Consider the following 19,196-nt stretch of genomic DNA (forward strand, 5'->3'; position numbering starts at 1 on the left):
TTTTTAAGGAACCAGTAATTTTCTAATCTGAAACTCTTCTCAACGTCACGGAAATAAAGATGAAGATATTCAATGAGTTTGGACAACCTGTGGGCGAAGCCCTTACCGACTGGCAGCCTCGCCCTCATCCATCCCGGGTGGTACTGCAGGGGCATTATTGTCGGCTTGAACCGCTGCGTGTGGAGCATGCCGGGGCGCTGTTCTCCGCCTATGCTCTGGCCGGAGACACCCGAAGCTGGACGTGGCTTCTGCGTGAACCCGATGCCACGGCCGCTGAGTTTGCCGAATGGGTGGCAAGCGTGTGTGAGTTATCTGACCCGATGCACTTTACCGTTATCGATAATCAGACCCAGGCCCCGGTCGGGACGCTGGCCCTGATGCGGATCGATCCTAAAAACGGCGTTGTGGAAGTGGGACACGTTCACTTCTCCGTGCTGTTAAGCCGCACGCCCATGTCAACAGAAGCGCAATATCTGCTGATGCGGTACACGTTCGATACCCTGGGCTACCGGCGATATGAATGGAAGTGCAACAGCCTGAACGAACCATCACGCAAAGCGGCACTGCGTCTGGGCTTTCAGTTTGAAGGCCGTTTTCGCCAGGCGCTGGTCATAAAAGGCCGTAACCGGGATACCGACTGGTTTTCGATTCTCGACAAAGAGTGGCCGGCGCTGGCGAGCGCCTTTGAAGGCTGGCTTGCCACCGACAATTTTACTGCCGATGGCAAACAGAAAAGATCCCTGGAAAGCTGGCGAGAAACGCGCGTCTAGCGTCTTTTTTTACGTCCCTGCACCGCCTTAAAACGCGGATTAGATTTGCAAATCACGTATAAGCGTCCCTTGCGTTTGACTATCTGGCAATCCGGGTGACGCTGTTTTGCGCTGCGCAATGAGTTAAGCACCTGCATGGTTAGCCCCGCTTCGCATTAAGAAAACCGCCAAAACGCTTGCGGAAGCGCGCTGCGCTGCCATCCGTGGAAAACGTTTTTTGCTTACCGGTATAAAACGGATGCGATTTTGAAGAAACCTCGATAGTGATGTACGGATACGTTTCACCGTCGAGCTCAATTTCGCGGTCGGTTTTAATGGTTGAACCCACTTTAAAGTATTCATTGGCACTGGTGTCGTGGAATACCACGGTGCGATACGCTGGATGGATGTTTGGTTTCATCATAAACCCTTTGTGTTTTGTTATAACATAACAAAATAATATCCAGGCAAGGTTGAAAAAACAACCCTCTCTCTCCTGAGGATATTTTCTAATTTGCTTTAGATAACATGAAAACCCTGCCCCCACGTGCTATAACTATTTCATTTCGCGGTAAAATCTTTCTCTTCAGGCAGGAAACTCAGCGTCCGGATTTGGGCATATGAGAAAGGAAACGACAGCATGAAAACCCGACATCTGGTCAGTCTGGTGACTGGCGTACTTATCTTTTCCGTGCTGGTTCCCATTTGCCTCAGCATCTGGCTTGCCCATCGCCAGGCAGAAGAGAAATTTGTTGATGCGCTGGATAGCTATGCTTCTCGGGTGCTGATGCGCACCGACAGGGTCGTGGATCAGGCTAAAGAAGCGTTAAATCACCTGCAGGGATTTAAGGGCGTTCCCTGTAGTCCGCTGCATTTGAGGGAAATACGTCGGGTCGCGTTCTCGTGGCGCTATATCCAGGAGGTGATCTATATCGACAACCTTAAACCCCTCTGCTCTTCGCTTGAGCAGGCCAGTAAATCCGCCGCTTATCCTCCCCCCATGCGTATCACCGAAGATGGCTACAGCGCGTGGCTTACCGCACAGAACGATCTTGGCTTTCACCGCTATATGGCCGTGCTCGGGAAGGGCCATTACCTTGTTCTGGTCGATCCTGCCTCGCTTGTGGATGTGATCCCTTTCGGGGCGATTGCCATTGATGCCGCTCTGGTGGGAAGCGCAACGCATCTTATTTTCGCCAGCAGTAACACGCTTGATCCGCATATCCGCGATCGGATCAACGATCGAGGCGTCTCCAGCGTTCAGTACAAGGGCTCCATGTACGTGATGAAGCCGGTACCTGAGCTTGGATTTACTGTCGTCACGTGGGCATCGCTCACCCCCCTGGCTGAAAGCTGGCACCGACAGCTGCTTTTCTGGCTGCCGTTTGGCGTCCTGATAAGCCTGCTGGCGGCACTGTTTGTCCTGCGGATCCTGCGACGTATCCAGTCGCCACGCAATCGCCTGCTGGACGCCATTAACAGCCGCGATTTTGTGGTTCACTATCAGCCCATCGTGGCGCTGTGCAGTGGAAAAATCGTGGGTGCGGAAGCGCTTGCGCGCTGGCCCCAGCCAGACGGAAGCAGTCTCTCGCCTGATATATTTGTGCCGCTTGCCGAGCAAACCGGCCTCATCTCGCAGCTGACGCAGTTAGTTATGGAAAAAGTGTTTGAAGATATGGGCCACTGGCTGCAGCTCCACCCCGATCAGCATATCTCCATCAACCTCGCCCCGGCCGATTTGACCTCCGGTAATCTGCCGCCTTTACTGAGCCAACTCCTGAATAAGTGGCAGATTCATCCCCGACAAATCGCCCTTGAGTTAACCGAGCGTGGCTTTACCGACCCCAAAATCAGCGCGCCGGCTATCGCCGCGTTTCGCCGTTCGGGCCACCCTGTCTACATTGATGATTTTGGCACGGGCTATTCCAGCCTCAGCTATCTGCAGCATCTCGATGTCGACACGCTAAAAATTGACAAATCGTTCGTGGACGCACTGGAGTACAAAAACGTAACGCCGCACATTATCGAAATGGCGAAGTCGCTGCAGCTGGCAATGGTGGCGGAAGGCGTGGAGACCGAAGGGCAGCTTACCTGGCTGCACCGCCACGGCGTGCAGTATGGGCAGGGGTGGTTCTACAGTAAGGCGCTGCCCAAGACGGAATTTATCCTTTGGGCAGAGAACAACCTCGCCACGCGCTCTACTTAAGATAGGATTTGATCACCTGCAGCACGACGCCAAGATCGGCTTCACGCTGCGCCTCTTCGGGCTCTTTCACGACATGATCGGTAAGATGCCCTTCAATCACCTGCATCATCATGCCATTGACCGCGCCACGGATCGCCGCCAGCTGCTGTAACACCTCGGCACATTCGTGATCGCTGTTGAGCATTTTCTCCAGCGCGGTGCTCTGCCCCTGAATTTTCTTCAGGCGAGTCAATAACATCTTCTTATCGCGAACGGTATGTGACATCTCTGTCTCCCTCAGTTTTGGCTTTTAAAGCATATCACGCTCTACTCCCCCTGAGTATTTTTCTACTGGGGGGTAGTATTAACCTACTGGGGGGGAGTACTATTTGCGCACGCTTTCCATACTGGAAATTTCAATGAACGATTTTGCTTCACTCCTGCAGCAGGGTAATGCCTGGCTGTTTGTTCCCAGCGCTATCCTGCTCGGTGCGCTGCATGGCCTGGAGCCGGGCCACTCAAAAACAATGATGGCTGCCTTTATCGTGGCTATCCGCGGCACGCTGAAGCAGGCGGTGCTGCTCGGTCTGGCGGCTACGCTTTCCCATACGGCGGTAGTCTGGATCATTGCCATGGCAGGACTATGGTTTGGCCGCGGCTGGGACGCACATACGTCCGAACCCTGGTTCCAGCTGATCTCCGGGGTGTTGATCGTTGCAATCGCCCTGTGGATGGCGTGGCGAACCTGGAAAGAGAGCCGGCCACACGATCATCATCACGATTGCCACCACCATCATGACCATGACCACCACCATGATCATCACCATCACCACGAACACCCGCTGGTTGAAGAGGAGTGGCAGGACGCCCACCAGCGCGCGCACGCGCAGGATATCAACCGGCGTTTTAACGGACAAAACGTGACGACAGGACAGATCGCGATGTTTGGCCTGACCGGCGGGCTTATCCCTTGCCCGGCGTCCATCACCGTTCTGCTGATCTGCCTGCAGCTGAAGCATTTTGCGCTCGGCGCGACGCTGGTATTCAGCTTCAGCATCGGTCTGGCGTTAACGCTGGTCGCTTCCGGCGCGATTGCCGCCTTAAGCCTCAAGCACGCGACAAAACGCTGGCCCGGATTCAGCGAACTTTCCCGCAAAGCGCCGTGGATCTCCGCCGCGCTGATTATCGTGATAGGGATTTACATGAGCCTGCATGGCCTGAGCGGCATTCTGGCGTAAGCAGGCGGCCACGCCCGGTGGCCGCCTCTCTGGTCAGGTAAGAGTCTGCTGCCAGCTAAAGGTATAACGAAGCTGGCGCGTCTGCAGGATAAATTCCGGCGAAACGCTGGGGCTCCAGGAGTCATCGCCGCCCACCCCCATATGAAACGCATCGAGGTTGAGCCAGCACCCCGGCTCTTCCCGCAGCAGATGATGATGGGTTGTCTCACGCAGCTGCTGCTGGCTATAGCGGCCCACTGAGAAATGGAACGCGCCATTCAGCTGATGCGCACCCAGCACAAGTTTGCGGGTATCGCAGCGCAAACCATTTTCCGTCGGGAAGATATACGGCGTGTGCATGTCTGTCAGGGGCAGTGTCCAGCGCCCCTGCTGCGCCGCCAGCTTTCTGTCCGGGTAGTTTTCATGCGGACCCAGCCCCAGCCAGTCAACCTTTTCTGGCGTTTCAGCGAGATGAACGCTCAGGCCAATGCGCGCGGGCTCCGGGATATCAGACGCAATATCGACCTGAATGTCGCCATGCAGAACACCCTGCTCGTCCACCCGCCAGATTTTACGGCTCAGGAACAGCGCCCTGCCGCGATGCTCCAGGACATTAAGCGTGGTAACCACCACCTCACGCGCATGCTGCTCTGCCTCACAGTGCAGCATGCGCGAGGTGAGATCGTACATGCCCGCCGCTTTCCAGCGTTCAACCCACGCATTTGGATCGATGCGCGTCGCTTCGCTCACCCCAATGTCGTTGTCCAGCGGCGCGCGGCTGACGTTATCCGTCACGGGTGAAAGCAGCGTTTCAACGCCATTTCGCCACCATTGAGTCAGGTTTCCGGATGCGCGATCGAACTGCCAGCGCTGTTGACGATGCGTGACCACCAGGATGCGATCGTTTTGCGTTAAAACCGGCGGCTCGCCCGCAGAGGCTGGCGGTGCGACAAACAGCGGAGACGGAAGCAGCCACTGTTCCCACGCGCAGCGATGGTCAGCCGGTGACCACGGCGTTGCCAGCGGCTGGCGAACCTCAACGTTCAGCCAGATTTCACCCGGCCCGGCCTTCAGCTCCGGCAGGTCGAGTTCCAGACGCCGGGCGCCTTCAGGCGTTATCGCCAGCGTCATCTCACCTGCGGCCAGCACGTCTCCGTCCCGGGCAACCGTCCAGCTCAGCACCTCGTTATCGGTAGGGCGGAACAGGTAGCCGCTTTGCACCTCAATCACCAGCGGAGAGGTACTGACCAGCGTAAAGGTAAAGAACTGCTGGGCGCGCTGCGCCTCGTACAGCGCCGGGTGCGGCGTGCGATCGGGGAAGACCAGGCCATTGAGGCAGAACTGGCGATCGTTCGGCGTATCGCCAAAGTCCCCGCCGTAGGCCCAGAACGCGTTGCCCTTTTCGTCTTTCTTCGTCAGTGCCTGATCGACCCAGTCCCAGACAAACCCACCCTGCAGGCGAGGATGGCTGCGAAACGCCTGCCAGTATTTCGCAAACCCGCCGAAGCTGTTTCCCATCGCGTGGGCGTATTCACAGAGGATCAGCGGACGCGTTTCGTCGGGCATACCGACCCATTTTTTAATTGACCATTTAGGCACCGCCGGGAAGGGCTGATCCCAATCGACCCGGGCGTACATCGGACAAACAATATCGGTCGCCGCCGTATTCGCCCCGCCGCCTTCGTACTGCACCGGGCGCGTGGGATCGGTGGTTTTCAGCCAGCGGTACAGCGCATCATGATTCGCGCCGTGGCCGGACTCGTTACCCAGCGACCAGATGATAATTGAGGGATGATTGCGATCGCGCTGTACCATGCGGGTTACGCGCTCACTCATGGCGGGCAGCCAGCGCGGATCGTCAGCGAGGCGACTCATCGGCACCATGCCGTGGGTTTCAATATTGGCTTCGTCAACGACGTACAGCCCGTAGCGATCGCAAAGCCGGTACCACAGCGGATGGTTCGGATAGTGCGAACAGCGCACGGCGTTGAAGTTATGCTGCTTCATGATTTCGATGTCGCGACGCATGGTCGCCTCGTCCATCACCTGACCGTTTTCCGGGTGATGCTCGTGACGGTTAACCCCGCGGATCAGCAGCGGCTTACCGTTAAGCTTCAGCAGGCCGTTGCTGATGTCAACGCGGCGGAAGCCCACATCGCACGCCTCAACCTCCAGCACCTCACCCTGCGGGCCGAGAAGCGCCATCGTCAGGCGATACAGTTCCGGCGTTTCAGCACTCCAGAGCGCGGGGCGGTCAATGGGGATCGCCACCGTTAAGCGTTCGTCCCAGCTGCCACGCTCGTCCACAACGGCAGACCCCGGACGCCGGGAAACGCTGGCGCATTTTTCACCCTTGCGCCACAGAGTAAAGACCACCTCGCAGTCTGCAAAGCCCGCCCCTGCCAGCGCGACATCTGCCTTAAGCACCGCGCGGTCCAGCTCCGCATTCAGGTCCGTCACCACGCGATAATCGGCAATCTGCGTTTCGGGTTTATGCAGCAGCGTCACATCGCGGAAAATACCGCTCATGCGCCACATGTCCTGATCTTCCAGATAGCTGCCGTCGCACCAGCGCAACACCATGACCGCCAGGCGATTCTCACCGGGCCGCAGGACCGTCGAGAGATCGAATTCGGCAGGCAGCCTGCTGTCCTGGGAATAGCCCATCCACCGCCCGTTGCACCACAGATGAAACGCAGAGTTCACGCCGTCAAAGATGATGCGGGTCTGCCCGCTCTGAAGCCACGCGTCATCCACATCAAATGTGAGCGAGTAACAGCCGGTTGGGTTTTCCTGCGGCACAAAAGGCGGATTAACGGGGATAGGATAGGTGACGTTGGTGTAGATGGGCGTGTCAAACCCCTGCATCTGCCAGTTCGACGGCACGGGCATCGCAACGGCGTCCGCACAGTCTTCGGTTACCCACGCCTCCGGGATTTGCTCGGGTGCAGGAAAGTAGTTAAATCGCCACACCCCATTGAGGGAGCGTCTGCTGGCGGATCCAGCATCATCCAGGGCAGGCTGTTCAAGACGCCAGCTGTGTAACGGCGCATGTGCCTCCAGACGGTTCCACTGGGTGACGCCCGGGTTTTCCCAGTCCCGTCGGGCCAGAATGGCGCTGAGAGTCAGCGATAAAGTGTTGGGCATATTAACCTCTTTGCGAAGCGCTCACAATTTTGGTTAACATGCCCTGGCACCCGGCGACGGTAAAGCACGCAATCGCGGGGTAGCGAGTCCGATCACAAAGTTTTATTTGCGGGCAAGCTGCCCGGCAAGGAGGGCCAGGCTTCTGAGCTGCTGCGCCAGATCCTCGCGTTCGGCCTGCTGCGGGGTGCGGCGCGCGCTGGAATGGCGGGTCACCAGCGTTACCGGCAGCTGAACCTGCCAGCATTCCTCCCCCCCGCAGGGGGACAGAAGCCACTCCACGCTGCGCTCACCCGCCTCGCGAAACGCCTGACGAATGGTCGTCAGCGGCGGAGAAAACCAGGCGCTGTCGGCCGTATCGTCAAACCCGACCACCGATATCTGGCCAGGAACAGCTATCCCTTTTTCCGCACAGGCGCGCATTACCCCAAGCGCCATCTGATCGTTCGCCACCAGAATGGCATCCGGCAGTACCGCCCCTGAGAGCAGCACATGTCCCTTCTCATAGCCGCTGGCCGCGCTCCAGTCGCCGTAGGCCACCGCAGCCGCGTCAAGACCCGCCTGCGCCAGCGTCGCTTTCCATCCCGCCAGACGCGCGCGCGCAGAGACAGAGCTTTCCGGCCCGCTCAGCAGGGCAATATGCTGATGCCCCAGCGAAAGCAGATGCTCAACGCCCAGGCGTGCCCCCTCTTCGGCGTTAAACACGAGGCTATTTACCTGCGCTGACGGTGACACGTCGAGGAACAGCACCGGGACGGGCGTCGCCAGCGACCTGAGCGCTTCGGCGTGCGGATCGTCAAGCGGCACATTTACCAGCAGCGCGTCTACCCGCTGCGCCAGCAGCGCCTGAAGCGCCGCCTGACACTGCTGCGGCTGCTCCACCATGGAAATCAGGACGCTCGCCCCCTGCCCTGCAGCCCGGGATTTTACCGCCGAGACAATTTGCGAAGGCGCGTGCAGCGCCAGATCGGTGGTGATGAGCCCCAGCGTACGGGTGCGTTTCCCCGCCAGCTGCTGCGCCCGCAGGTTGGGAACGTAATGCAGCTCCGCCATTGCCTGCTGCACCTTTTCCCGCGTGCGGGCAGAGACGTGCTCCGCGTCGTTAATCACGCGGGAAACGGTCTGATAAGAAACCCCCGCAAGGAGGGCGACATCATAAAGAGTGATTGCTTTCATGCGTTCTGGCATCGCGATTTTCGAAGCGTCTATTCTGGCACAGCGACGCCGTTAAAACATGTGAGCGCTTCGCAAATTAAACAACCCGCTCCGGCTGCGTCATTTTCTCACCGCGCGGCTTCTGGCGGAACCAGGGCAAACAGAGCTGGATAAGCGGGCCAATGGTCAGAGCATACGCCACAGTTCCCACCCCAAACGAGCCACCCAGCACGCACCCAATCAGCAGGACGGACACTTCGATGGAGGTACGCACGCTGCGAATGGACCACCCCAGCCGGGCGTGAATGCCGGTCATCAGGCCGTCGCGCGGACCAGGCCCGAAACCGGCCCCGATGTACATGCTGGTGGCGATCGCGTTCATCACGATGCCCGACACCAGGAAAGCGATGCGCACGGATAACGAACTCAGTTCGGGGATAAGCGCCATGCTGGCGTCCGCCGCCAGACCGATACAAATCACGTTGCTGATCGTGCCAAGACCGGGCATCTGACGCAGTGGGATCCACAGTAAGAGCACCGCAGCCCCGGTCAAAATGATCACCGTTCCGATGCTCATCCCCAGCTGTATTCCCACGCCAAGGTGAAACACATCCCACGGATCGACCCCCAGATCCGCACGAATAAACATCGCGGTGGAAAGCCCATACAGCCCTAAACCGACATAAAGTTGTAGCAGACGACGTACCATTTTTATCTTCTCCAGTGAACCCGACTTTCATCCTGACCTAAAATGGCACTAAGATTAATGTCCAGTTTTTAAATAGTGGACTGCTTATGTCATCACGCCGCTTCGGAAGCCAGTCTTTGGTACGCCTTTTAGGGCACTGGCAGCAAACTTCATCCCGCACTCCGCTCTGGCGCCAGCTGGCCGACGCGCTGCGCTTATTAATCCTTGATGGCCGGCTGGCGCTGCATACGCGCCTGCCGGGTGAGCGTGAGCTGGCGACGGCGCTGAACGTCAGCCGAACCACCGTCAGCAGCGCCCTCGCCCACCTGCGTGAAGAGGGTTATCTTGAAAGCCGCCACGGCAGCGGGTCGCGCGTCATCCTCCCGGATGCACGCGCCGTTCCCACCCTTTCCGCAGCGAGCGTCGCCCTGGATCTTTCCACTGCCGCCCTCAGCGCCGGGCCGGAGATCCACCAGGCTTACACCCATGCACTTACGGCTATTACTCAACACCTCTCGCTGACGGGCTACGAGCAGCTTGGGCTGCCGGCGCTACGGGAGGCCATCGCTGCGCGCTATACCGCGCGAGGTCTTCCCACCCGGGCAGACGAGGTGATGGTGGTCAACGGTGCCGTCAGCGGGTTCGCGCTGGTGCTGCGGATGATGGCCGGACCGGGGGATCGCGTCGTGGTCGATCACCCCACCTATCCGCTGGCGATTGCCGCTATTCAGGGAGCACAGTGTCGGCCAGTAGGAGTGTCGTTGCCGGAAACGGGCTGGGATACGGATGGCTTTGCGGCTACGCTTGCCCAGACCGCGCCGCGCCTGGCCTACCTGATGCCAGATTTTCACAACCCAACCGGTCGATGTATGGATATCGCCACCCGTCAGGCAATCGCTGATATAGCAGCCCAGACCCGCACGGTGCTGGTCGTGGATGAAACGATGGTCGATCTCTGGTTTGATTCGCCACCGCCGCCACCGCTGGCATCGTTTAACCCGCAGGCCAGCGTGATAACGCTAGGCTCTGCCGGAAAAAGCTTCTGGGGCGGGCTGCGTCTCGGCTGGATCCGCGCCTCCTCGCGGACTATCGCCACGCTCGCCCAGACGCGCGATACGCTGGATTTAGGCTCGCCGCTGCTTGAGCAGCTGGCAACGCTGTGGCTTATCGACAATAGCGAGCGTTTTCTGCCCGCTCGCCGCAAGATGCTGGCGGAACGGCGCGATCGATGCAGTAACCTACTGCGAGAACATTTCCCGGAGTGGACGTTTCATGAGGCGGAGGGTGGGCTCTCTTACTGGATCGAACTTCCTGGCATGCTGGCGACACAGCTTGCCGCACGGGCAGAAATCATCGGGATTAACCTGGGAACCGGGACGCGGTTTGGCTTATCGGGGGCGTTTGACCGCTTTTTACGTATGCCCTTTTCGCTGGAGCCAGCGGAGCTGGAAGCGGCATTGCTGCGGATTAAACCGTTATGGCTCGCGCTAAATTCAAATACGCCAGCAGTCAAACGCCGCCTGGTTTAATATTAAAATTTTGAACTGGATCATAAAATAAAAACTGCTGACTGTAATATATGCAGTCAGCAGTTTTCACTGGTCAGGATTTAGTGCTGAGGAGGAATGGGGAAACCTTTCAGGGAAATAACGAAATTATCACCGTCTTTCTTAATTTTTGCACCGGTATCACACCAGTCAGACGCAATACGAAAGAACTCATCGCTTCCAACATTCCAGCCAAGACGTACATGCTTCACGTAGCCTGAACGCAACAGAGCGCAGGCCTCGTTGTAGTCACTGGCAGTTGACAGTTGTTGTTTCATTTTCTCTTCTTCAGAATTTTACGTAGAGCCTTGATTTCTTTAGGAGTAAAAGGAGAAACACTCTCTTCTTCCGTATGCTGATTATCAATATCCTCTTCCGATACTCCCGCCTCTTCTACTGCTTCAAACGCCAGCAGCAGCAGTTTCTCTGTGGTCACGCTTAAATTTTCGTTATTTACTTCCGCATAGTGGCGGAGTCTTTCTTTTAGCGCTTCGTCAATTTTAACATTTAAAACTGCAGTAGCCATGTTTGTCACTTCCCTTCGGAATAAGTACTTTATTTAATACACGAAGTTATCACTGTTATCCAGATCTATATTTTTTTGAATTTTGACGAAAATAGACGTCCAATTATAAAATGCCAGTCTATTATTACAGGTTTATGACAGTAATATTTCAGGGCGATGAAATATATATTACACGGTATAGGCATTATATTATTGTGGAATAAAGGCTAAAAAGAGATGGAAACAGGAAAGATGGATGAGGCCACAAATGGGTGGGGGCCCTGCCAGCTACATCCCGGCACCCACGTCGTCTGCCCTGGCTGCTTCCTTCCGGACCTGACCTGGTGAACAGAGTAGCGTTGCGGGAGAACCAACAGAGCCCCCATTGAGAGCGTTGATAACCAACGCGCTGGCGCATTATCCCTGTGCGAAGAGCCAATTGCAAGCGACCAGGAACCGGATGCTGGTTTCTTGCGCAAACAGGCGCAGCAATCAGGGCGATCTTCGTTTACCATGACGGTCCAAACATCCCCACAGGTGAAGGTATGGACGAAAACGACTCCTTTCCCCAGCGCGTATGGCAAATCGTGGCCTCGATTCCGGAAGGCTATGTCACCACCTACGGTGATGTGGCAAGGCTGGCAGGCTCTCCACGCGCGGCGCGACAGGTCGGTGGCGTCCTGAAGCGGCTGCCGGAGGGAAGTACGCTGCCCTGGCATCGGGTGGTGAACCGTCATGGCGCTATCTCGCTGACCGGGCCGGATCTCCAGCGTCAGCGTCAGGCATTGCTTTCAGAGGGTGTGCAGGTGTCGGGCGCAGGACAGATTGATTTGCAGAAATACCGCTGGGTGTACTAAACCCTCCCCCGAAGGAGAGGGTAAGAGCAACAGTTACATCTGGGTCGGTGGGGTTGGCAGGGACGGCTGATTGGTCTGTGGAGCAACCGGGACTTCGGTTTGCTGCACCGGCACCAGATTCAGGTCGATTTTGGTTCCACCGTGGTTAATCGCTTCCTGGACCGTATCGGTGATAAAGACCAGCTTGCCGTTGATGGTTACCGCTGCGCTCAGCAGAATACGGGCATTCGGCTGCACGTCTGACGGGTTATACGGCAACACGAAGCTAAACGGAGCCTGCTTACCTTCAGTACGGACCGCGCGCTGAGCCAGCACCTTCGACGGCGCGTCCGCCAGGGAAGCATCAGACAGCGTGACCGTTAATACCGCATCCGGCGGCAGAGCGACTCTCTGTTTAATCCAGATTGTACCGGAAACGTTAGGCTGCTGAATGGATTGCTGTGAAAGGGTATTAATCCCGTTCGGATCTGCAGCTGGTACCGGCACCTGGGCGCTCTTACCGGCACAGGCGGACAACGCCACCGCAATAGCTACACCACTTAGCATGGGCACGAGTTTCATTGAAGTCTCCTTATCATCAATGCACCAGCGGGATCGATCCCATCCGATGTCGTTTCAATCACATAACGTTTTTAAGTGTGGCACAGATCACCGATTAATGCCTAAAAACGTGCCGACATTCAGATTATTCTACCCATCGGACCACTTTCATTTCTGCGTTATACTCTGCCTATCTTTCGCTACGGCGTTTATTGAGGACAATTATGAGTCAGGCACTGAACAATCTGCTGACATTACTGAATCTGGAAAAAATTGAGGAAGGACTCTATCGCGGGCAGAGCGAAGACCTCGGCTTACGTCAGGTTTTCGGCGGCCAGGTCGTTGGACAAGCGCTGTACGCTGCAAAGGAGACCGTCCCTGCAGACCGTCTGGTGCACTCATTCCACAGCTATTTCTTACGCCCTGGCGACAGCGCAAAACCGATTGTGTATGACGTTGAAGTCCTGAGAGACGGCAACAGCTTCAGCGCACGCCGCGTGGCGGCCGTTCAGAACGGTAAGCCTATCTTTTATATGACCGCCTCTTTCCAGGCGCCGGAACCGGGGTATGAACATCAGAAAGTGATGCCGCCAGCACCGTCGCCGGACGAACTCAAATCAGAGACCGATATCGCCCGCGCGCTGGCACATCTGCTTCCGCCGCAGGTCAAAGAGAAGTTTCTCTGCGATAAACCGCTGGAGATCCGCCCGGTTGAGTTCCACAACCCCATGAAAGGCCACACCGCCGAGCCGAAGCGTCAGGTCTGGATCCGCGCCAATGGCACCGTGCCGGAAGATTTCCGCGTGCATCAGTATCTGCTGGGCTACGCGTCAGACTTTAACTTTCTGCCGGTTGCGCTACAGCCGCACGGCGTTGGTTTCCTTGAAAAAGGGATGCAGGTCGCAACCATCGATCACTCCATGTGGTTCCACCGTCCGTTCAATATGAATGAGTGGCTGCTTTACAGCGTGGAGAGTACGTCAGCGTCGAGCGCTCGCGGGTTTGTGCGTGGAGAGTTTTATACCCAGGACGGCGTGCTGGTCGCTTCTACGGTGCAGGAAGGGGTAATGCGTAATCGCGGGTGATAGTGTGCGGCCTGATGCCCTCACCCTGCCCCTCTCCCATGGGAGAGGGAATAAACATTAAAAACGGCAACCGAAGTTGCCGTTTTGCTTTTTATTAGGCGTTATACGCATTCTCGCCGTGGCTGTTGACGTCCAGACCTTCGCGCTCCTGCTCTTCCGGTACGCGCAGCCCAACGGTCATATCCGCCAGCTTATAGCCAATGAAGGCGACAACGGCAGACCACACCACGGTGATAGCGATACTTTCCAGCTGCACCAGCACCTGATGAACCATGGTGACACCTTCTGCGTAGCCCACGCCACCCAGTGATTTCGCGGCGAAGATGCCGGTCATGATACAGCCGACGATGCCGCACACGCCGTGGACGCCGAACACATCGCAAGGGTCATCCACGCGCAGCACACGTTTCAGTGCGGTGACGCCCCACAGACCTGCCAGGCCCGCGACCAGGCCCACCAGCAGCGCACCACCGACACCCACATAGCCACACGCCGGGGTGATACCGACCAGACCGGCAATCGCCCCTGAACAGGCACCCAGCAGGGAAGGTTTACCGCGTACCGCCCACTCACCGAATACCCAGGAGAGAATTGCACCCGCCGTCGCCACAACGGTGTTCACGAACGCCAGCGCGGCGATTTCGTTCGCGGCACTTGCGGAGCCGGCGTTGAAGCCGAACCAGCCAAAGTAGAGGATAGCCGTACCGGTAAACACCATCGGCAGGTTATGCGGTTTGAACGCCTCTTTACCGAAGCCCACGCGTTTGCCAATCAGGTATGCGCCCACCAGGCCCGCTACCGCGGCGTTGATATGGACAACGGTACCGCCCGCAAAGTCCAGCGCGCCGTGCGTTGCCAGCAGACCACCGCCCCAGACCATGTGCGCAATCGGCACATAGGAGAGGGTCAGCCAGACCACCACGAAGATCAGAACGGCAGAGAAACGGATGCGCTCCGCCAGCGCCCCCACAATCAGCCCGACGGTAATGCAGGCGAACGAGCCCTGGAACGCGACGTGGATGTACTGGTAGAAGCTGCCCATCAGCGCGGTCAGCTCAATATTTTTCAGCATTACCCAGTCGAAGTTACCAAAGAAGGCGTTGCCGGTGCCGAATGCCAGCGAGTAACCGTAAACCACCCACAGCACGCAGACCAGCGCGAACGTCACGGCAACCTGCGTCAGCATGGAGAGAACGTTTTTGCCGCGGATCAGGCCGCCGTAGAACAGCGCAATGCCCGGGATAGACATGAACAGCACCAGCGCGGTGCTGATCATCATAAAGGCGTTATCGGCTTTGTCTGCCACGGCAGGAGCAGCCAGCGCCAGGCCCGGCAGCAGTGCCAGCGAACCCAGACCCATTTTAAGTGTTGCTATCTTCATTTTCTCGATCCCTATCACTGTGTGCCAGGCGTTATTTACAGTGCCGCTTCGTCAGATTCGCCGGTACGAATGCGAATGACGCGCTGCAGTTCGGCAACGAAAATTTTGCCGTCGCCAATTTTGCCGGTGTAGGCCGCTTTGCTAATCACATCAATCACTTCATCAAGCTGATCGTCAGCAATCGCGACATCAATTTTTACTTTTGGCAGAAAGTTAACGCTGTATTCCGCCCCGCGATAAAGCTCGGCATGACCCTTCTGACGACCAAAGCCTTTCACTTCGGTGACAGTCAGTCCCTGAATACCCATTGAGGACAATGCTTCACGCACGTCTTCCAGTTTGAATGGTTTGATTACCACCGTAACCAGCTTCATAGATCCCCTCCAGTCAGAATTCGGTAATGGCCGCAGCTCACGCAGAAGGTATTGCAAGGGGTGTGCCAGAAATGAAATGGAGGGAGAAAAGCGGTGCGACGAGCGTTATGCCGTCTTCCTTAACGAACCGGCGAAAAAAAACGCACCATGTCGGTGCACGGTGCGTTTCAGTATTGCACCAACAGGAATGACTGTTAGCGCGTTGCTTTGTTTTGGTGCATCAGGCGCTGAGCGACTCTTCCTCGCGCACGCTGGCCGCGAGCTCTTCGCCCGCCAGCTGAAGCTGATACATCTGCCAGTAGCGCCCTTTGGCTTCCAGCAGTTCACGGTGCGTCCCGCGCTCCACGGCTTGTCCGCGATGCAGCACCAGAATGGTATCGGCATCGACAATGGTGGAAAGGCGATGGGCAATCACCACCAGCGTCGTATGGTCGCGTACCGCAGCCAGCGCCTGCTGGATGACCTGCTCGGTGCCGGAGTCAATGCTGGCCGTCGCTTCATCCAGAATCAGCACCTGCGGGGTTTCAATCAGCACCCGCGCCAGCGCGAGAAGCTGCTTTTGCCCAACGGAGAGGTTGTTTCCCTGCTCGCCCAACCGGGTATTAATCCCGTCGCTAAACCCGCGCGCCAGGTCTGCCAGCTGCACTTTTTCCAGCACCTCCCATACCTGCTCCTGAGAGTAGTCTCGCCCCAGGGTCACGTTGGCGTAGAAGGTATCGGCCAGGACGACCGGATCCTGCTGCACCATCGCGACGCCTTTACGCAACACGTTGTGGCTGAGAGACGCGAGCGGGCGTCCGTCGAGGCGGATTTCGCCTTGCGTGACCGGGTAGTAGCCCATCAACAGGCTGGCGAGCGTGCTCTTGCCGCTGCCCGTATGTCCCACCAGCGCCACGAAACCGCGCGACGGAACATCCAGCGTAATGTCCTGCAACACCAGCCGGTCTTCGCGATAGGCAAACGAGACGTTATCAAAGGCAATGGCGCCGCTTTGCAGAGGTCGCTCGTCACGACCGTAGGCCTGACGCGGCCTGTCCATCAGCTCAAACACGCGCTCGCCGGCGACGACCGCCTGCTGCAGCATCGATTGCTGGGTCGTGAGCTCGATCAGCGGCTCGTTAAGGCGCCCCAGGTAGCTAATAAAAGCGTACAGCACGCCCACTTCAATCGTACCGCTTGAGCTCAGGCCAAAGAGCATCAGTAAACCGCAAAGCACCAGCGCAGAGAAAAGGCTGAGCAGCGGACGCAGCAGGAAGCCGTCAAGGCGCAGCGTCTGCATACGCGCCATATAGTGCGATCGGCTGGCTTCGCCCATCCGCTCGCCAAAGCGCGCCTGCTGGCGGAACTGCTGGATGACGCTCATGCCGTTAATCACTTCGTTGAAGCCATCGTTAATGTCGGCCAGATAGGCGCGCACCCGACGCACGATCGGCGTGCTGTAGCGCTGGTAGATGATCATCACGATCAGCACCGCCGGGAAGATGGTAATCGCCACCAGCGCCATGCGCCAGTCGAGGCTGAACATCGCCACCAGCATCGCGCCGATTAGCGCCGCGCTGCGTAACACCGTCGCGACCACGGTGACGTACAGGTCGCGGATCACTTCGGTATCGTTGGTCACGCGCGAAATCACCTGCCCGACCGGCTGGATATCAAACTCGCTGAGCGGCTGGCGAAGCGCCGCGTCCATTACATCCGTGCGCAGCTGCTGAACCACGCCCACGGCGGCACGGTTAAACAGCAGCGACTGCGCATAGTGCAGCCCTGCCGCCGCCAGCTGCAACCCAACGTAGGCCACGCCTAAGCCCGCCACCAGCCCCAGCGGCAGGTAGCTTTTGGCGACCATATTGTCGATGAAGTAGCTGATGAGCAGCGGCCCGCTCACCTCAGCAATCGCCGCTATCCAGAGTAAAAGCACGGCCACGGAGAGCGGTTTGCGCCACGGCGAACCGTAGGCCAGCAGACGTTTGAGCGTCGGCCACATCGTTCCGAGCTTACGCATTGGTGGCCTCCTGATCCTGTTCCGGCGCATCGTCCAGCGCCGCCTCAAGCTGTTGATAGCGGTACATATCGCGATACCAGCCCGGTTGCTCGGCAAGCGTTTCATGCTGCCCGCGCTGGGCAATGTGTCCGTGCTGTAAGACCAGAATTTCGCTGGCCTCGGTGAGCGCTGACAAACGGTGGGCGCTGATAATTACCGTGCGTCCGTCGCCCCACTGGCGCAGGTTATGCAGAATCTGATGCTCGGTACGACCATCCACGGCGGAGAGCGCATCATCCAGAATGAGGATTTCAGCATTCAACAGCAGCGCGCGGGCAATCGAGATTCGCTGTTTCTGCCCGCCGGACAGCATGACGCCACGTTCCCCGACTTCCGTTTCGTAGCCCTGCGGCAGACGCAAAATATCGTCATGTACGCTGGCTAAGCGCGCCACGTGTTCGATCTCTTCCTGCGTCGCCGACGGATGACCAAGCGCAATGTTATTCGCCACGGTGTCCGAAAATAAAAACGGCGTCTGGCTGACTACCGCCAGACGGCCACGCCACTCGTCCAGCAGCAGGTTCGCCAGGGGGATATCATGGAAACGGATATCGCCCTCGGTGACGTCAAAGTGGCGCTGAAGCAGAGAGAGCACGGTACTTTTTCCGGACCCCGTCGGGCCGCAGATGCCCAGCATCTGGCCCGGCCGCAGCGTAAAGCTAACGTTCTCCAGCACCGGATGTTCCGTTTGCGGATAGACAAATTTGCGAACGTCGACGTTCATAACGCCGCGCCCTTCCGGCACCGCTTCGCTGCCGTCATTGACCACCGGCGCTTCGGCCAGCATGGCGCGGATGCGGCTGTAGGCGGCGCTGCCGCGCTCTACGATATTAAACATCCAGGCCAGCGCCAGCATCGGCCAGATCATCAGCCCCAGATACATCGCAAAGCTGGTCAATTGCCCCAGGGTCAATGTGCCCTGCACCACCATCCAGCTCCCGCCGCCAATCGCAAGCAGGTTTGCCATGCCGATTGCGACATAAATCGTTGGATCAAATCGCGCATCAATACGCGCGACGCGCATGTTTTTCGCCCCCGTGTCTGCCGCATCGGCCGCAAACAGCGCGGACTGCCTATCTTCCAGGCCAAACGCTTTGATCATGCGGATGCTGGTCATGCTCTCCTGGGTGCGATCGTTCAAAGAAGAAAACGCCGCCTGCGCCAGCTTGAAGCGCTCGTGCAGCTGTTCGCCGTAGCGATTGATCGCCAGCGCCATGATCGGCATCGGCAGCAGGGCAAGCAGGGTTAATTGCCAGCTGATCTGCGTGGACATGACGATCAGCACCGCGCAGCCCATCACCAGCGAGTCCACCAGCGTCAGCACCCCTTCCCCGGCGGCAAAGACCACGCGATCGACGTCGTTCGTCGCGCGGGCAATGAGATCCCCGGTGCGATGACGCAGATAAAATTCGGGATGCTGTCGGCTCAGCTGGCGGTAAAAATCTTCACGCAGCTCAACGGCCAGCTGATAGGACGCACCAAACAGCAGCACGCGCCAGACGTAGCGCAGGAGATAAACAATGACCGCCGTCAGCACCAGCGTGCCGACCCACATCAACACCCGTGCGGTGGTGTAATGCTGTTCAGTGACGCCATCCACGACGTAGCCCACCACCTTCGGCGGGATCAGCTGCAAAATGGCAATGATAATAAGCAGGGCGACTGCACCGAGGTAGCGTTGCCACTCCCGACGAAAGTACCAGCTTAATTGGGCAAATAATCGCACGC

The 19,196-nt window shown here is 57.8% G+C and carries 18 protein-coding genes, 1 other RNA gene and 1 pseudogene; 6 read left to right on the plus strand and 14 right to left on the minus strand.

Annotated features, from left to right (window positions below; genetic code table 11):
• Nucleotides 1-59: 59 nt before the first annotated feature.
• Nucleotides 60-770: a GNAT family N-acetyltransferase gene (locus A6013_RS13840; RefSeq protein WP_069733271.1), complete on the plus strand. Its 711-nt coding sequence runs from the start codon at nucleotides 60-62 to the stop codon at nucleotides 768-770.
• Here the strand turns inward: A6013_RS13840 and ykgO are convergent.
• Both ykgO and A6013_RS13850 read right to left on the minus strand, forming a co-directional pair.
• Nucleotides 767-907 (minus strand): type B 50S ribosomal protein L36, encoded by a 141-nt coding sequence (gene ykgO, locus A6013_RS13845; RefSeq protein WP_003859006.1) that lies wholly within the window; start codon nucleotides 905-907, stop codon nucleotides 767-769. The two genes, A6013_RS13840 and ykgO, sit on opposite strands and share 4 nt — an antisense overlap.
• Before the next feature lie 2 nt (nucleotides 908-909).
• Nucleotides 910-1,170 carry a type B 50S ribosomal protein L31 gene (locus tag A6013_RS13850; RefSeq protein ID WP_006176933.1) on the minus strand — a complete coding sequence of 87 codons (261 nt, stop codon included), beginning with the start codon at nucleotides 1,168-1,170 and terminating at the stop codon, nucleotides 910-912.
• A 219-nt stretch (nucleotides 1,171-1,389) separates the two neighbouring features.
• On the opposite strand from A6013_RS13850, the gene A6013_RS13855 reads away from it, so the two are divergent.
• The gene (locus A6013_RS13855; RefSeq protein ID WP_069733272.1) at nucleotides 1,390-2,955 is read left to right on the plus strand and encodes an EAL domain-containing protein; all 1,566 of its coding nucleotides are present in this window, start codon (nucleotides 1,390-1,392) and stop codon (nucleotides 2,953-2,955) included.
• Here the strand turns inward: A6013_RS13855 and A6013_RS13860 are convergent.
• Nucleotides 2,948-3,220, minus strand: a complete 273-nt coding sequence (locus A6013_RS13860) for a metal/formaldehyde-sensitive transcriptional repressor (protein WP_028012182.1) — start codon at nucleotides 3,218-3,220, stop codon at nucleotides 2,948-2,950. The genes A6013_RS13855 and A6013_RS13860 overlap by 8 nt on opposite strands.
• Nucleotides 3,221-3,353: 133 nt before the next feature.
• On the opposite strand from A6013_RS13860, the gene A6013_RS13865 reads away from it, so the two are divergent.
• Complete coding sequence (locus A6013_RS13865) at nucleotides 3,354-4,172, plus strand: nickel/cobalt efflux protein RcnA (protein ID WP_069733273.1); 819 nt, start codon at nucleotides 3,354-3,356, stop codon at nucleotides 4,170-4,172.
• Between the two features lie 33 nt (nucleotides 4,173-4,205).
• On the opposite strand, the gene A6013_RS13870 is transcribed toward A6013_RS13865, so the two are convergent.
• The 3 genes from A6013_RS13870 to A6013_RS13880 all read right to left on the minus strand — a co-directional run bounded on the left by A6013_RS13870 (nucleotide 4,206) and on the right by A6013_RS13880 (nucleotide 9,159).
• Nucleotides 4,206-7,298, minus strand: a complete 3,093-nt coding sequence (locus tag A6013_RS13870; protein WP_069733274.1) for a beta-galactosidase — start codon at nucleotides 7,296-7,298, stop codon at nucleotides 4,206-4,208.
• Between the two features lie 102 nt (nucleotides 7,299-7,400).
• Nucleotides 7,401-8,471, minus strand: a complete 1,071-nt coding sequence (locus A6013_RS13875; protein ID WP_048999088.1) for a LacI family DNA-binding transcriptional regulator — start codon at nucleotides 8,469-8,471, stop codon at nucleotides 7,401-7,403.
• A 76-nt stretch (nucleotides 8,472-8,547) separates the two neighbouring features.
• Nucleotides 8,548-9,159: a YitT family protein gene (locus tag A6013_RS13880; RefSeq protein WP_028012178.1), complete on the minus strand. Its 612-nt coding sequence runs from the start codon at nucleotides 9,157-9,159 to the stop codon at nucleotides 8,548-8,550.
• A gap of 86 nt (nucleotides 9,160-9,245) precedes the next feature.
• On the opposite strand from A6013_RS13880, the gene A6013_RS13885 reads away from it, so the two are divergent.
• Nucleotides 9,246-10,667 carry a PLP-dependent aminotransferase family protein gene (locus tag A6013_RS13885; RefSeq protein ID WP_069733275.1) on the plus strand — a complete coding sequence of 474 codons (1,422 nt, stop codon included), beginning with the start codon at nucleotides 9,246-9,248 and terminating at the stop codon, nucleotides 10,665-10,667.
• Nucleotides 10,668-10,747: 80 nt separating this feature from the next.
• Here the strand turns inward: A6013_RS13885 and A6013_RS13890 are convergent, their stop codons facing one another.
• From A6013_RS13890 to ffs, 3 genes are all read right to left on the minus strand, one after another.
• The gene (locus A6013_RS13890) at nucleotides 10,748-10,963 is read right to left on the minus strand and encodes a hypothetical protein (protein WP_028012176.1); all 216 of its coding nucleotides are present in this window, start codon (nucleotides 10,961-10,963) and stop codon (nucleotides 10,748-10,750) included.
• Entirely contained in the window at nucleotides 10,960-11,211 is a 252-nt protein-coding gene (locus A6013_RS13895) for a hypothetical protein (protein ID WP_063155355.1), read from the minus strand. The genes A6013_RS13890 and A6013_RS13895 overlap by 4 nt, the downstream gene beginning before the upstream one ends.
• A 258-nt stretch (nucleotides 11,212-11,469) precedes the next feature.
• Nucleotides 11,470-11,566, minus strand: an RNA gene (gene ffs, locus A6013_RS13900) — signal recognition particle sRNA small type.
• A gap of 84 nt (nucleotides 11,567-11,650) precedes the next feature.
• Between ffs and A6013_RS13905 the strand changes: the two are divergent.
• Nucleotides 11,651-12,047: pseudogene (locus tag A6013_RS13905) on the plus strand (MGMT family protein).
• A gap of 33 nt (nucleotides 12,048-12,080) precedes the next feature.
• Here the strand turns inward: A6013_RS13905 and A6013_RS13910 are convergent.
• Nucleotides 12,081-12,608, minus strand: coding sequence for a YbaY family lipoprotein (locus A6013_RS13910; RefSeq protein ID WP_028012173.1), 528 nt, complete (start codon nucleotides 12,606-12,608; stop codon nucleotides 12,081-12,083).
• A 203-nt stretch (nucleotides 12,609-12,811) separates the two neighbouring features.
• On the opposite strand from A6013_RS13910, the gene tesB reads away from it, so the two are divergent.
• On the plus strand, nucleotides 12,812-13,672 hold the full coding sequence (tesB, locus tag A6013_RS13915) for an acyl-CoA thioesterase II (RefSeq protein ID WP_028012172.1): 861 nt from the start codon (nucleotides 12,812-12,814) through the stop codon (nucleotides 13,670-13,672).
• Nucleotides 13,673-13,766: 94 nt separating this feature from the next.
• Here tesB and amtB read toward each other — a convergent pair whose 3' ends face one another.
• The 4 genes from amtB to A6013_RS13935 all read right to left on the minus strand — a co-directional run bounded on the left by amtB (nucleotide 13,767) and on the right by A6013_RS13935 (nucleotide 19,194).
• On the minus strand, nucleotides 13,767-15,053 hold the full coding sequence (gene amtB / locus A6013_RS13920; protein ID WP_069733276.1) for an ammonium transporter AmtB: 1,287 nt from the start codon (nucleotides 15,051-15,053) through the stop codon (nucleotides 13,767-13,769).
• A gap of 35 nt (nucleotides 15,054-15,088) precedes the next feature.
• Nucleotides 15,089-15,427 (minus strand): P-II family nitrogen regulator, encoded by a 339-nt coding sequence (gene glnK / locus A6013_RS13925; RefSeq protein WP_008503304.1) that lies wholly within the window; start codon nucleotides 15,425-15,427, stop codon nucleotides 15,089-15,091.
• A gap of 220 nt (nucleotides 15,428-15,647) precedes the next feature.
• Nucleotides 15,648-17,429: a SmdB family multidrug efflux ABC transporter permease/ATP-binding protein gene (locus A6013_RS13930; protein ID WP_069733277.1), complete on the minus strand. Its 1,782-nt coding sequence runs from the start codon at nucleotides 17,427-17,429 to the stop codon at nucleotides 15,648-15,650.
• Nucleotides 17,422-19,194: a SmdA family multidrug ABC transporter permease/ATP-binding protein gene (locus A6013_RS13935; protein WP_045259904.1), complete on the minus strand. Its 1,773-nt coding sequence runs from the start codon at nucleotides 19,192-19,194 to the stop codon at nucleotides 17,422-17,424. Before A6013_RS13935 ends, A6013_RS13930 begins: the two co-directional genes overlap by 8 nt.
• Between the last annotated feature and the right edge of the window lie 2 nt (nucleotides 19,195-19,196).

Source organism: Enterobacter sp. IF2SW-B1 (assembly GCF_001743375.1).
GTDB classification, from domain to species: domain Bacteria; phylum Pseudomonadota; class Gammaproteobacteria; order Enterobacterales; family Enterobacteriaceae; genus Enterobacter; species Enterobacter bugandensis.